At 70.6% G+C, this 13,123-nt stretch carries 11 protein-coding genes; 5 read left to right on the top strand and 6 right to left on the bottom strand.

All coding sequences use genetic code 11. From position 1 onward, the window contains the following. Positions 1–213 precede the first annotated feature (213 nt). The gene (locus tag ABZS97_RS10410; protein ID WP_356135809.1) at positions 214–996 is read left to right on the top strand and encodes a DUF2993 domain-containing protein; all 783 of its coding nucleotides are present in this window, start codon (positions 214–216) and stop codon (positions 994–996) included. A 25-nt stretch (positions 997–1,021) separates the two neighbouring features. Here the strand turns inward: ABZS97_RS10410 and ABZS97_RS10405 are convergent, their stop codons facing one another. Together ABZS97_RS10405 and ABZS97_RS10400 are read right to left on the bottom strand one after the other, a co-directional pair. Beyond that, positions 1,022–1,666 (bottom strand): TetR/AcrR family transcriptional regulator, encoded by a 645-nt coding sequence (locus tag ABZS97_RS10405; RefSeq protein ID WP_356135807.1) that lies wholly within the window; start codon positions 1,664–1,666, stop codon positions 1,022–1,024. 16 nt (positions 1,667–1,682) lie between these two features. Continuing rightward, positions 1,683–2,318 (bottom strand): TetR family transcriptional regulator, encoded by a 636-nt coding sequence (locus tag ABZS97_RS10400; protein WP_356135805.1) that lies wholly within the window; start codon positions 2,316–2,318, stop codon positions 1,683–1,685. 158 nt (positions 2,319–2,476) lie between these two features. Between ABZS97_RS10400 and ABZS97_RS10395 the strand changes: the two genes are divergently transcribed. From ABZS97_RS10395 to ABZS97_RS10380, 4 genes are read left to right on the top strand one after another with little or no spacing between them, the layout of a single operon-like run. Further along, complete coding sequence (locus tag ABZS97_RS10395) at positions 2,477–3,631, top strand: VOC family protein (protein WP_356135803.1); 1,155 nt, start codon at positions 2,477–2,479, stop codon at positions 3,629–3,631. 31 nt (positions 3,632–3,662) lie between these two features. Further along, positions 3,663–4,601, top strand: a complete 939-nt coding sequence (locus ABZS97_RS10390; RefSeq protein WP_356135801.1) for a fumarylacetoacetate hydrolase family protein — start codon at positions 3,663–3,665, stop codon at positions 4,599–4,601. A 33-nt stretch (positions 4,602–4,634) separates the two neighbouring features. Further along, on the top strand, positions 4,635–6,287 hold the full coding sequence (locus ABZS97_RS10385) for a bifunctional 3-(3-hydroxy-phenyl)propionate/3-hydroxycinnamic acid hydroxylase (protein WP_356135799.1): 1,653 nt from the start codon (positions 4,635–4,637) through the stop codon (positions 6,285–6,287). Continuing rightward, positions 6,284–8,278: an acetoacetate--CoA ligase gene (locus ABZS97_RS10380; protein ID WP_356135797.1), complete on the top strand. Its 1,995-nt coding sequence runs from the start codon at positions 6,284–6,286 to the stop codon at positions 8,276–8,278. Before ABZS97_RS10385 ends, ABZS97_RS10380 begins: the two co-directional genes overlap by 4 nt. A 45-nt stretch (positions 8,279–8,323) precedes the next feature. On the opposite strand, the gene ABZS97_RS10375 is transcribed toward ABZS97_RS10380, so the two are convergent. Genes ABZS97_RS10375 through ABZS97_RS10360 form a run of 4 tightly spaced genes read right to left on the bottom strand, consistent with a single transcriptional unit; the run spans position 8,324 to position 13,114 of the window. Next, on the bottom strand, positions 8,324–9,436 hold the full coding sequence (locus ABZS97_RS10375; RefSeq protein WP_356135795.1) for an ABC transporter substrate-binding protein: 1,113 nt from the start codon (positions 9,434–9,436) through the stop codon (positions 8,324–8,326). Positions 9,437–9,483: 47 nt separating this feature from the next. Continuing rightward, positions 9,484–11,232 carry a trehalase family glycosidase gene (locus tag ABZS97_RS10370; RefSeq protein ID WP_356135793.1) on the bottom strand — a complete coding sequence of 583 codons (1,749 nt, stop codon included), beginning with the start codon at positions 11,230–11,232 and terminating at the stop codon, positions 9,484–9,486. Between the two features lie 53 nt (positions 11,233–11,285). Further along, positions 11,286–12,134 carry a carbohydrate ABC transporter permease gene (locus ABZS97_RS10365; protein ID WP_356135791.1) on the bottom strand — a complete coding sequence of 283 codons (849 nt, stop codon included), beginning with the start codon at positions 12,132–12,134 and terminating at the stop codon, positions 11,286–11,288. Next, complete coding sequence (locus tag ABZS97_RS10360) at positions 12,131–13,114, bottom strand: sugar ABC transporter permease (RefSeq protein ID WP_356135789.1); 984 nt, start codon at positions 13,112–13,114, stop codon at positions 12,131–12,133. The genes ABZS97_RS10365 and ABZS97_RS10360 overlap by 4 nt, the downstream gene beginning before the upstream one ends. Between the last annotated feature and the right edge of the window lie 9 nt (positions 13,115–13,123).

Here is a 13,123-nt window from a genome sequence, read left to right as displayed (position 1 = left end):
GTTCGGTGCGTGCCCTCGGCGTGCCGGACGAAGGCCCTCGTACTGGACGTACTTGGGGCTTCGGCCGGTGCGGCGAGGGTGCGTGCCGGGCGCCGCGGGTGCTGTGCGGGACTTTCAAAACACCCCCTAGCGCCTCGACGCCAGGAAACCCCCTCCAAGACCGGCTCGGCGCCGCGATCGCCCGGCCGGAGATCACTTCCCGAGAGGAAAGCCATGTACCAGTCCCGGCATCACCAGGAGCCCGTGGGCGAGATGCACTACAGCGACCCCGCTGTGTACGTGAGCTCCCCGGCCCCCCGGAGGCGGCGCAGGATCGTCGCCGCGGCGTCCCTGGTGGCGTTGCTGGTGGCTGCCGTCGTCGTCGACCGGGTTGCCGCCGCCCGCGCACAGAGCCGTACGGCCGAGGCGTTTCAGGAGGGCATGGGGACTCCGGACCGGTCTTCGGTGCACGTCAGCGGCTTTCCCGTATTGACACAGTTGGCTGGGGGCAGCCTGCGGCACGTCGACATCACCGCGCGTGACATCCCGGCGAGCGGAACGGCCCGACCGCTGCCGGTGACGAAACTGACCGTCGGAATCGACGGACTGAAGACCTCGGGGAGCGCCGAGGAGGCTCACGCGCGCAGTGTCGCCGCGACCGCGTTCCTGTCGTACGAGGACGTGTCGAACGCGCTCGGCCTGAAGGTCTCGCAGGGTGACGGGCCGGGCCGGATCGACGTGCGCGTCAGTCTGCCGCTGGTCGGCGACGTGAGCGTGAGCACCGCGGTCTCGGCAGCCGGCGGCAATCGCATCGCCTTCACGGACATCCGCGCCACCCGGGGCGAACTGATCCCTCCCGTGAAGGCGCTGCTCGACAAGGCCCTGGAAGAACCCGTCCCCCTGCGCAACATCCCCGAGGGACTGCGCCTGAGGTCGGTCGCCACCACGGGGAACGGGATCAACGCGCGCTTCACGGGTACGCAGGTCACCTTCCGCCCGGCCTCGTCGGCCACGTGACTCCCCAGAAGTGCCGGGGACGCAATCAGCCGTCGGAGGATTCGGCCCGCATCTCCGCCGCGACGTCCTTGACGATCCCGGTCGCCGACTGCTCCGCCACGCCCGCCGCGACCAGCGTGGCGACCGCGGTCCGCGTCCCGTCGTCCTCCCAGGTCCCCGCGTTGACGCTCTCCAGCAGCGACAAGGTCAGGGCTTCCAGGGCGGCGCTGAGCACCGGTGCCGGCAGGTGGCCGTGAAACACGCCCGCGCCCTGCCCTCGCTCAAGGATGGCGGTGGCCTCGTTGCGGGCCGGGGCGAGGATCTCGGACACCCGTTCCGTGCCCAGGTCCTGGCGGGCGAGCGCGAGGAGCAGCCGGTAGCGGTCTCCGACGGGCCAGATCGACAGGACGAAGCGGGCCAGGGCGTGCTGCGGTGTCTCCTCGGGGGCGGGCGCCCGGACCGCGATGCCGCGCAGCGCCTCGGAAGCCTCCTCGGCGAGAGCGTCGAGCAAGGCCGCGCGCCCCGGGAAGTGGCCGAAGAGCGTACGGCGGACCACACCGGCGGCCCGTGCGATCTCCTCCAGGGTCACGTCGGGGTTCCGGCCCAGCTCCTGCCGGGCGGCGGCGAGGATGCGGACACGGTTGGAGCGCGAGTTGCTTCGCAGCGGTTCGCGGACGACAGGCTTGGGCACGGCGGTCAGCACCTTGTCAGTCGAGGTCGGGCAGCGGGCGCCGCGCGACGTCACGGGCGTCCTCCGCGGGGACGCCCAGCATGCGCAGCAGCATCTCGGCCAGGTTCGCGGCTGCCTCGTCCCCCGCGAGATCCGGGCGGGCGAAACGCAGCTCCACCAACGCCAGCAGGGAGCCACCCAGGGCGGTCACGGCAATGGCCGGGTCGGCCATGGCGAAACGGCCGGAGGCGATGCCGACCTCCAGGTCACGCGCGGCGCGCACGGCCAGGCCCGAGTCGGAGTGGATGTGGCCGAGGCCGCGGTGGCGCAGCACCTGCATCAGCTCGGGCCGGGAATCGGCCAGGCGCGCGCTGAGGCGAAAGCCCGCCGCGACGAGTTCCGCCGGATCGTCGATGCCCCGCAGATGCTCGTCGAAGGTCTGCCCGAGCTCTTCGAGGGCGTCCGCGACCGCCGCGTCGAACAACTCCGCCTTTGATTCGAAGTGGTTGTAGAAGGAGCCGAAGCCGACATCGGCGCGCTCCGCGATGGCCTGGATGCTGGCGCTGGTGTCCCCGGTCTCGGCCAGGATCTGCCGGGCCGAGCGAACGAGCGCCTGGCGGGTCTCGGCGCGGCGCCGTTCGAAACGGTTACCGGGTGGGGCTGACGTCGACATACGCGCGAGTCTACTCACGAGAGCCCTCGCCGCCACAGTTCTGATGAATCAATCAGTACACATCTGATGAATTCATCATCGATCTCGACTCAGGTGTTGACGATGGAGTAGTCAGGATTGATGATTTCATCATTACGGCTATGTGCTTGGAGGACGCCATGTCCAAAACCCGCGTCACCGCAGTCGGCGTCACGGACGCCAGGACGGCCCATCAGGATCTCCACAGCGAACAGGGGGCGCGGCGCGGCGAACACCCCGGACGGTCCCGAAACCCCCTGATCAAGGTGGCGGACCTGGCCTGGCTGGAGTTCGAGAAGCCGGACCTGGACCGCGCCGAGGTGTTCGCCCGCGACTTCGGCTTCGGGATCGCCGCCCGCACGAAGCGTGCGCTGTGGCTGCGCGGCACCTTCGCCGGCTCACCGTGCATGGTGATCCGGCGCGGGAGCACCTCCCGCTTCATCGGCCCCGTGTTCCGCGCGGCCGAGCGGGCCGACCTTGACCGACTGGCCCGGGCGACAGGGTCCGACGTACGGAACGCGGACGTCCCCGGCGGCGGCAGGGCCGTCGCCCTGCTCGACCCCTCCGGCTTCCCCGTACTTGTGGCGCACTGCGGTGAGGAACTGCCGGCCCTGCCCGAACAACTCGCGCCGCTCCTCAACTTCGGCACGGACCACCGCCGTACGAACGTCACACAGCGCCCGCCCCGGGAGCCGTCCCGCATCCAGCGCCTGGGGCATGTGGTCCTGGAGACACGGGTGTTCGCCCGCGCCCTGCACTGGTACCTGGACACCCTCGGCATGATCGTGTCCGACTTCCTGTTCCTGGACGGACAGCGCGACCGCGGCCCGACGATGGCGTTCATGCGCTGCGACCAGGGCAGCCGGGCAGTCGACCACCACACGCTCGCCATGCACCTCGGCCCCGGCAACGGCTACGTCCACTCCGCCTACCAGGTCACCGATCTCGACTCGATGGCCGCCGGCGGCGAGTACCTGAACGAGCGCGGCTACAAGCGCAGCTGGGGCATCGGACGGCACATCCAGGGCAGTCAGCTCTTCGACTACTGGCGCGACCCCGACCACTTCATGCTGGAGCACTTCGCCGACGGCGACCTGTTCTCCAGCGACCTCGCACCCGGCTGGGCCCCCATGTCGACCAGCGGCCTCGCCCAGTGGGGCCCGCCGGCCACCCGTGACTTCCTCGGCGCGAGCCCTTCCCCACGCCGGGTCCGCGAGGTCGTCCAGGCCCTGCGCGGCGACAACGAGATGGACCCCGCCCGCCTGTTCGGCCTGCTCAAGGCCGCGAACTCCTGACCCCTGACCCTCCCCCGACGAAGGCACCGACATGAGCACCAACGTCCTGCGTACCACCGACGGCTGGTGGGTGGTGCGTGACGCGCGCGCCGTCCGCATCGACACCAAGGCCGTCACCACCGCCGAACTGCTGGCCGACCGAACCGCCGTCGGCGCGGCCGCCGTCTCGGCCGAGGCGGGCACGCCCGTAGCCGGTCTGGTCGCCCTCTCCCCGGTCACCACCCCCTGCCGCGTGGTCGCACAGATGGTCAACTACCGCAGCCACGCCCGCGATTCGGGTTTCACCGGCGACATCCCGCCCGCCTTCTTCCGCAAGGCATCCGGCTCGGTGAGCGCTCCGCACGAAAACATCGTCCGCCCGCAGCACGTGAAGTTCCTGGACTACGAGATCGAGCTCGGGCTCGTCATGGGTGCACCCCTCCCGGTCGGCACGGTCGTCGAGGAGCGAGACCTGCCGTCGTACGTCGCCGGCCTCGTGATCACCAACGACGTCAGCGCCCGCGACGTACAGCTGACCAGGACGCAGTTCTACGAGAGCAAGTCGTACCCGACATTCACGCCCACCGGCCCGTACCTGGCCGTCCTGGAGCCGGAGGATTTCGCCCATCTTCTCGACCTGCGGCTGAAGTTGTCCGTCAACGGCGACCTGCGTCAGGACCGCACTCCGGCCGACATGATCGTCCGCCCGGCGCAGGCGCTGACCCTGCTGGCCCGCTTCCAGGCCCTCGACCCGGGTGACCTGCTGTTGACCGGCACGCCCGGCGGCACGGCTCTCAAGGCACCGCCCAAGGTGGTCGAGAAGATCGGGGCGCTTCTGCCGCCGGCGCTGAAGTGGAAGGCGTTCTTCAAGAGCCAGGCCAAGAACCCGCGCTACCTGCACCAGGGCGACCTGATCACCGCGACGATCGCCACGCAGGACGGGCGGATCGATCTGGGCGAGCAGCGCACACCCGTCACCGACGCGAACTGAACGACGCGAACCGATCCCCGGAATGAGCCGCACATGACCGCCGACCAAGGCACCGCACCACGGGAAGCATCGCCAAGGGACACCGCGCCCGGGCCGGGAAACGTACCCGTGGTGATCGTCGGAGCCGGACCCGTGGGTGTGACCGCCGCGCTCCTGCTGGCCCGGCGTGGCGTGAGGACCGTCGTCCTGGACCGCCACCACGACGTCTACCCGCTGCCCCGCGCCGTCGCCACCGACGACGAGGTGCGCCGCATCCTCCAGGCCGCGGGGGTGCAGGAGGAGTTCGCCGCGATCGCCCGCCCCGCGCGAGGGCTGCGGCTGCTGGACGCCCGGCACCGGGTGATGGCCGAGTTCCCGCGCGCCGCGCAGGGTGACCACGGCTTTCCGCAGACCAGCATGTTCGACCAGCCCGACCTGGAGCAGGTGCTGCGGGACGCCCTCGCCCGCACCCCGGAGTGTGAGCTGCGTGGCGGGGTGGAGGTCGTCGGCATCGAGCAGGAGAGGGACGGCGACGGTCCGGTCGACGTGACCTACCGTGACGACAAGGGTGAACACGTGCTGCGGGCGGATGCCGTCCTTGGCTGCGACGGCGCGGGCAGCCTCATCCGCGACGCCATCGGCGCCGCCTGGGAGGACCTGCGCTTCGAGGAACGCTGGACGGTCGTCGACGTGCGCACCAGCCTCCCGGTCCGCTGCTGGGAAGGCGTCGAGCAGATCTGCGATCCCGAGCGGCCCGCGACGTTCATGCGGGTCGGCGAGGACCGCTACCGCTGGGAGTTCCGGCTGAAGGACGACTCGGCGCTGGATCACGAGCGGCTGCGGGAGCTGATCGCTCCCTGGGTGGACCTCGCGCACGGCACCGACTTCGAACTGGTGCGGCAGGCCCCGTACACCTTCCGGGCCCGCATCGCGGACCGTTGGAGCCGCGGCCGGGTCTTCCTCCTCGGGGATGCCGCACACCTCACTCCGCCGTTCATCGGGCAAGGGCTGTGTGCGGGGCTGCGCGATGCCCACAACCTGACCTGGAAGCTGGCGAGGGTCCTCCAACAGGGCGCCGACGAGCGGCTGTTGGGCACGTACGAGAGCGAGCGCAAACCGCACGCACGTCATGCGATACGGCTCGCGGTCGCGATGGGCTGGGCCATGACCGGGGGCCAGGACGGCGCCGCCACGCTTCGCCGGGGCGTCCTGAGCGCGGCGGTCCGGGTCCCCGGCCTGAGTACGGCGGCCGCCCGCGATCTCAGTCCCGCCCTGAAAGGCGGGCCGCTGGTGCGACGCCCTAGGCGCTGGGGCGGCCGCGGTCTCGTGGGCACCTTCTGCCCCCAGCCGTGGGTCACCGTCGACGGTCGGCGCACCCGCCTCGACGAACTGCTCGGCGGCTCCTTCGCCGTGCTGACCGCCGTACCGGTCCCGCCCGCACTGCGGTCGGTCGCCGACGGCCTCGGCGCCCGGACGGTCTTGGTGGCTGACCTCGGCGACGACGGCCACCTCGCCACCTGGCTGCGCGAGGGGCGGGCGGACGCCGTACTGCTGCGGCCGGACCGGGTCGTGATGGACGTCGTCCCGCCCGGCGGCGGCGACTTCACTGACACCGCCGGCTGGGCATCCCTGCTGCACACCACCCGAAGCCCGCGGCTTTCCCAACACCCTGTTGAGGACGGCCTGTTGAGGAGCACGACGCGATGAACACCACGAATCCGGTCCCCTTCTTCACTCCCGATCCACAGGTCGCAGCCTCCAGCCGCATCGTGGACTTCGCCCGCTGGGCGGCCGGGCAGCGGGGTGTCGCCGTGCACCCGGACTACGCCTCCCTGCACCACTGGTCGGTCACCGACCTGGAAGGGTTCTGGGGCGCGGTGTGGGAGTACTTCGACATCGACGCGGAGACCCCGTACGACCGGGTGCTGGAGGAGGAGCGGATGCCCGGCGCCCGCTGGTTTCCCGGCGCCACCCTCAACTACGCCCACCACGCCCTTCGCAACCTCGCGGACGACGGCGTGGCGATCCTCGCCCTCGACGAGACCGGTTCGGGATACGAGATCACCGGGGAACGGCTGCGCGCCCAGGTCGCCTCCGTCGCCGCGACCCTGCGCGACCTCGGTGTGGGCATGGGCGACCGGGTTGTCGGCTACCTTCCCAACACCCCGCACGCCATCGTGGCGTTCCTGGCCGCCGCGAGCCTGGGCGCCATCTGGTCCGTATGCGGGCAGGACTACGCTCCCAAGGCCGCGGCCGACCGCTTCGCACAGCTCGAACCCGCCGTACTGATCGCAGCGGACGGCTACCTGTTCAACGCCACCGCACACGACCGCCGCGACGCCGTCCTCGAACTGGCCTCCGAGCTACCGACGTTGAAGGCCACCCTGCTGGTCGATCACGTGGGCCTGCCCCGCCCCGCACGCAACTACCCCTCGCTGGTCGTCCCGTGGGAGGACGCCGCCAACCGCACCGAACAACTGGACTGCACCGCCGTTCCGTTCGACCACCCCCTGTGGGTCGTGTTCTCCTCCGGCACCACCGGCCTGCCCAAGGGCATCGTCCACGGCCACGGCGGCGTCCTGCTCGAACACCTCAAGACCCTCGGCCTGCACTCCGACCTCGGCCGCGGCGACCGTCTCCTCTGGTACACCACCACCCACTGGATGATGTGGAACCTGGTCGCCTCCACCCTCCTGACCGGCGCGACCACCTGCACCTACGACGGCAGCCCTGCCCCCTTCGCCCGCCTGGACGTCCTGTGGGAACTGGCGGCCCGGCACCGCGTCACGGTCTTCGGCACCAGCCCCCAATACCTGTTGGGCATGGCCAAGTTCGGCATCGACCCGTCCGCGCACGACCTGTCGTCGATCCGCGTCGTCGGCTGCACGGGCTCCGCCCTGCCCGCCTCCGCCTACCCCTGGGTCCGCGACCACGTCGGCGATCACGCTCTGCTCGCCTCCATCAGCGGAGGTACCGACATCGTCTCCGGATTCGCGGGCAGCGCGCCCAACACGCCTGTCTGGGCGGGAGAACTGTCGGCCCCGCACCTCGGTGTGGCACTCGCCGCGTATGACGCGGCGGGCCGGCCGGTCCTCGACCAGGTCGGCGAGCTGGTCGTCACCCGCCCCATGCCGTCGATGCCGCTGTACTTCTGGAACGACCCCGACGGCGACCGGTACCACGACGCCTACTTCTCCGCGTATCCCGGTATTTGGCGACACGGTGACTGGATCACCGTCACGGGGCACGGGTCGGTGATCGTGCACGGCCGTTCCGACAGCACGCTGAATCGCAACGGCGTGCGTCTGGGCAGCGCCGACATCCACGACGTCGTGGAGCGCCTTGCGGAGATCACCGAGGCACTGGTCATCGGCGCGGAGGAACCCGACGGCGGCTACTGGATGCCCCTGTTCGTCGTCCCCGCGCCCGGTGTGACCCTCGACGACGCCCTGCGCGACCGCATCCGCGAGGCCGTCCGCACCGGAGCCTCACCCCGCCACGTCCCCGACGAGATCATCGAGGTCCCGGCGATCCCGCACACCCGCACCGGCAAGAAGCTCGAGGTCCCGGTCAAGCGTCTGCTCCAGGGCGCCGCTGTCGAGCAGGTCGTCAACCCCGCCGCCGTGGACGCCCCGGAACTCATCGACCACTACGCCCGCCTGGGCGCCGAACGCCGCGCCGCACGGACCTCTGCGTGAGGACGGCGCGGACCACGAACACGATGCCTGACGCCTGCGTCGAGCTCAGCCGGCGTGGCGGACCCGGAAGCGGTCGGGGCGTGCCGGATCCCGGTCCACGACTTGGGTGGGCGCCCAGGCCCACTGCCACACATTGATGCCTGGCGTGCGGGAGAACCGGATCTGCCCGCGGGTGCCTTCGACTGCCACGCGTGGCCAGGCCTCGGCGATGCGCGCCCGATCCGAGCCGTGGGAACGCAGCAGGTCGGCGAGGACCGCGACCGTGTCGTAGCCCTCGAACGCGACGAAGGACGGCGCTTCGGCCAGCCGCTCGCGCAGGGCTGTCTCGACCCGTGTGCCGAGTGGGCCGAGGCGCTCGGGCAGGTAGCGCAGGAACGGGATCGCGGCGCTGTCCTCGCCCAGCGACGTCGACCACTCGGCGAACTCCGGCTGTCCGGCCGGAGCACCGATCATGATGTCGGCGAGGCGCCGGTCGCGGCGGACGGACTTGACGATCGACACGGCAGGCTCCGGGAAGCCGACCAACAGCAGGAGGGCCGTCGCGCGGTTTTCGACAAGTTCGTCGCACACCGCAGCGGGGGCGAGTGCCCGCGCGTCGAGTTCGATCACGGTGCCGCCGCGCGGGGCGAGGTGGTCCCGGAGGATGCGGATTCCTGACGCCCAGTACACACTCGGCTGGGTTGCCACGGCGATACGGCTGTGGCCCGCGCCGAGGACGAAGTCCGCGTAGATCTGCCAGCCGTGCGACTGCGCCGGGGGGAGGCGCGCGACCCATTCCGTCGGCTTCTCGGTGAGCGCGTCGAGAACCGCTGACGAGCACAGGAACGGCAGGCCGAGAGCGTCGGCCCGCGCGGCGGCGGCGCGAGCGACGACGCTGTGATACTCACCGGCCAGGGCCGCCACGCCCAGTCCGGCCAGTTCGTCCACGGCCGCCGCCGCCCTCCGCGGATCGGCCGCGGTGTCCCGGACCACCAACTCCAGCGGTCGTCCGTCGATCCCGCCGGCCCCGTTGACTTCACCCACGGCCAGTTCGAGTCCGGCGAGCAGGTGCCGGCCCGCCTCGACCCAGCCCGGTGGAGTCAGCGGAACGAGAGCGCCGATCCGGACGGCTGATCCCTCGGAGCGTTCCGCCCCACGTCGCGATGGTGGCGCATTCATGCGTCGAACTCTCCCTGTGTCGACGAACACGGCACCGGGCGCGGCCCTCACATGTGCCCGGTCGCCTTGTGCCGGAGTTCGTGCGCTTCGGCCAGAAGAAGATAGCTGGCGGCGGTCCAGGTGTAGGCGCGGTCGCGCAGCCCCGTACCGGTCAGGGCGTCGAAGTTCTCCGCGAAGCCGTGGGACTCGCACAGTCCGCGAAAGCGGGCGCTGATCTCGTCCGCAAGCCTCTCGTGACCGCCACGTCGCAGGCCGTCCTCGATCAGGACCGTGGCGGGTGCCCAGATCGGACCGCGCCAGTAGCCGTCGGGGCGGTAGTGCGGCGAGGTGGGCAGCTCGGTGGCCAGTCCGTACGGAGTCAGGTGCGCCTCGATCCGGGCGGCGAGGGTCTTGGCGACGCTCTCGGGCAGATGCTCGCCCAGCGCGATCGGCATGAGGTCGAGGAGGCTGGAACTGTCCCAGGTGTCACCGCTGTCGGCGCCCCGGGTGACGAACCGGTCCCCCGTCCAGAGTTCGTCGAGCATGGCCGCCTGGGCCTCCTCCGCGCCGCGGGTCCACTTCCGCGCGTCGTCGGCGAGCCCCAGTTCCCCTGCCAGCGAGGCGAGTTCGCGCAGTTGCAGGACGAGGAACGCGGCAAGGTCGGCGGTGACGACCACGCGTTCGGGGTCGAAGGTGGTGGCGTTGTCCCAGCCGCTGTCGTTGCCGTGCTGATAGTGGGGCAGAGCAGCGTCCGGTGCCCGGCGCGCGGTGAGCCAGAAGTCCGTCCAGCGCCGCAACCTGTCGTAGACCTCGGTGAGTTCGGCGCGGTCGAGGGGTTCACTGAGACGTCCACGCAGGCGGGCCAGGGCCCACCCGTGGATGGGCGGCTTCACGAAGTTGTACAGGACCTCCGAGTGGGTCACCGAGTCGGGCAGGGCTCCGCTCTCGTCCTGGTGGTCGAACGGCAGCGAGAACTGGTCCCAGGCCAGCGCGGGCACTCCCGGCGCCAGGGCGAGCGCGTTGAAGCAGTGGTCCCAGCTCCAGACCTTGTCCATCCAGTGCTTGGACATCAGAACCGCGGGCCGCGTGACCAGGCCCGCCCGGCCGACCGTCGCCGACCACAGGACGTACGCGGCGAGTTCGGCGGCCGGGGTGGCGGCGGAGCGCCAGGGTGCCACCGCGTCGGCGAAGGCGCCGAAGGCACCCTCCGCCGCGGCCACGACCTCGTCGAACGTCGCCGAGGAGGTAGCGGGCCGACGCGCGCTGTCGAGCTCCTCGACGGCGGCCTCCCAGGTGCCGTCCGCATCCGCGGTGACCGTGAGGCCGCGCTCCGCGACGCCCAGGGCCTGACTGCCGCGGACCTCGCGCACGACGCCGGACCGGACGGTGAGCCGGTAGCGGCGCCCGGTCTCGTACGAGGTGAACACGTGTGCTCCGTCCACCGGGTCGTGGAAGAAGTACGTGCCGGTGAAGGGTGTCAGGGTGTGCGCTGCCGCGGTGATCCGCAGGCCTGTTTCGGTGCCGCGCAGACGAACCGTCTGCGGCGACTCGTAGGCGAGGTCGATGCGCCCGCTCGCGTGGGTCCAGCTGAGCAGGCTCGGGGTCGCCGTCACGCGGGTCTCGATCCGCTCGCCCGTCGTGGGGTCGAGGGGGACGAGGCGCAGGGCGGCGTGCATGCCGTTCTGGTGGGAGACGAGGTGGAGATCTTCGGCGTACGTCTTCTCCGCCAGCACCGGGGAGATGCCGAACCAGGATCCGTGGGTGCTGAACGGGATGTCGTGGACGGAGAAGGCCGGACCGGATCGGACTTCGGTCATGCAGAGTTACTCGTTTCTTGAGCAGGGGTCGCCGGTGGTCTGCCAGGAGGTGGTCAGTCCTTCACGGCTCCGGCGCTCACGCCGGCGGCGACGTAGCGCTGGGCGAGGACGAGGATGACCGTGGCGGGCAGCGAGGCCACGACGGCGGTGGCCATGATGGCGTTCCACTCCTGGTTGTTGTTGCCGATGTAGTGGTAGATGCCGAGGGTGATCGGCTCGTGTGCGCCGCCGTTGGCGAGGGTGCTGGCGAAGACGAAGTCGGACCAGGACCACAGGAACGCGAACAGCGAGACCGTGACGATGGCGTTGCGGCTCATGGGCAGGACGATGGACCAGAAGGTGCGCAGGGCCCTTGCTCCGTCCATCTGGGCGGCCTGGATCAGCTCACCGGGGATGCCGGACATGAACGCGGTGAAGATCAGGACCGCGAAGGGGACGGCCAGGGTGGAGTCCGCGACGATCAGGCCGGGCACGGACTGGAGCAGGCCGAGGCTGAGGTAGATGGCGTAGAAGCCCATCGCCATGATGATGCCGGGGATCATCTGTGCGACCAGGAAGAGGAAGCTGAGCAGGCCGCCGCCCCGGGGGCGCAGTTTGGCGAGTGCGTAGCCGGCCGGGGCGGCGAGTGCCACGGTCAGCACGACCGTGCCCACACCGATCACCAGGCTGGTTCCGAGGTAGGGCAACTGCTGGTCCAGGACGGTCCGGTAGCCTTCCAGTGTGCCGTGCACCGGGAACAGGTCCGGCGGGCTCTTGCGCATGTCCTGCTCGCGGGTGAAGGACACGTTGAGCATCCAGTAGACCGGGAAGAGCATGAGTCCGGTGAGCACGAGACCCGTGGCTGTCTTCCACCAGGTGCTCCGGCGGCCCCCGCGCGGGCGGGGTGCGGTCGCGGTGGTCATGAGGCGTACTGCTTTCGCTGGACCCTCAGATACACCAGGCCGAAGACCAGCGCGGCGACGACGAGCAGGTTCCCGACGGCCGCACCGGGGCCGAAGGCGGGCAGCAGGTTGCCGAAGCCGAGCCGGTAGGACCAGGTGGCGAAGGTGGTGGACGCGTCGGCCGGGCCGCCCTTGGTCATGATCCAGATGATGTCGAAGACCTTGAGCGTGTAGACCAGGCCCAGCAGGAGGGTGATGGCGGACACCGGGCGCAGGAGCGGGAAGGTGATGTGCCAGAAGCGGCGCCAGGCGTTCGCGCCGTCGAGGGCCGCCGCCTCGTACAGGCTCGCGGGGATCGACTGCAGACCGCTGTGCAGGACGACCAGGTTGAACGGGACGCCGATCCAGACATTGGCGATGATCACCGAGGCCAGCGACCACGACGGTGATGTCAGCCAGTTCACCGGGTCGACACCGATCGCGCCCAGCAGGGCGTTGACGATGCCCGAGTCGCTGTTCAGCATCCACGACCAGGTGGAGGCCGACACGATCAGCGGCAGCAGCCACGGCACCAGGAACAGGGCGCGCAGCGTCGCGGAGAGCCTGAAGTGCTGGTTGAAGAAGACCGCGAGGGCCAGACCGATGGCGTACTGGAAGAACAGGCAGACGGCGGTGAACACCACGGTGTGGGTGAGCGCCGGGCCGAAGGTCGGGTCGTCGAGGACGGTGCGGTAGTTGGCGAGGCCGGTGAAGGGTGCGTCGCCCTGGACGAAGGAGCGGACGGTGTAGTTGCGCAGGCTCAGGTCGAGGTTGCGGTAGAGCGGATAGGCGTAGAAGAGGGCGAGGTAGATGGTCACCGGGGCGAGGAATCCCCAGGCGGCCCACTGCTGGGAGGTGGGGCGGCGACGCCGTGGTGTGGGGCGGGTCGAGCGCGGGTTCACGGTGGCCGCCGCGCGCCCGTCGAGCGCGGGCCGGCGGTCCGGCGGGTGTGTCGTCTTCATCGGGCCCAC

Origin of the sequence: Streptomyces sp. NPDC005485, from assembly GCF_040606085.1 — a bacterium.
Taxonomy (GTDB): Bacteria; Actinomycetota; Actinomycetes; order Streptomycetales; family Streptomycetaceae; genus Streptomyces.
Note: the sequence above shows the minus strand (reverse complement) of the source record. Positions and strands in the feature narration are given on the sequence as shown.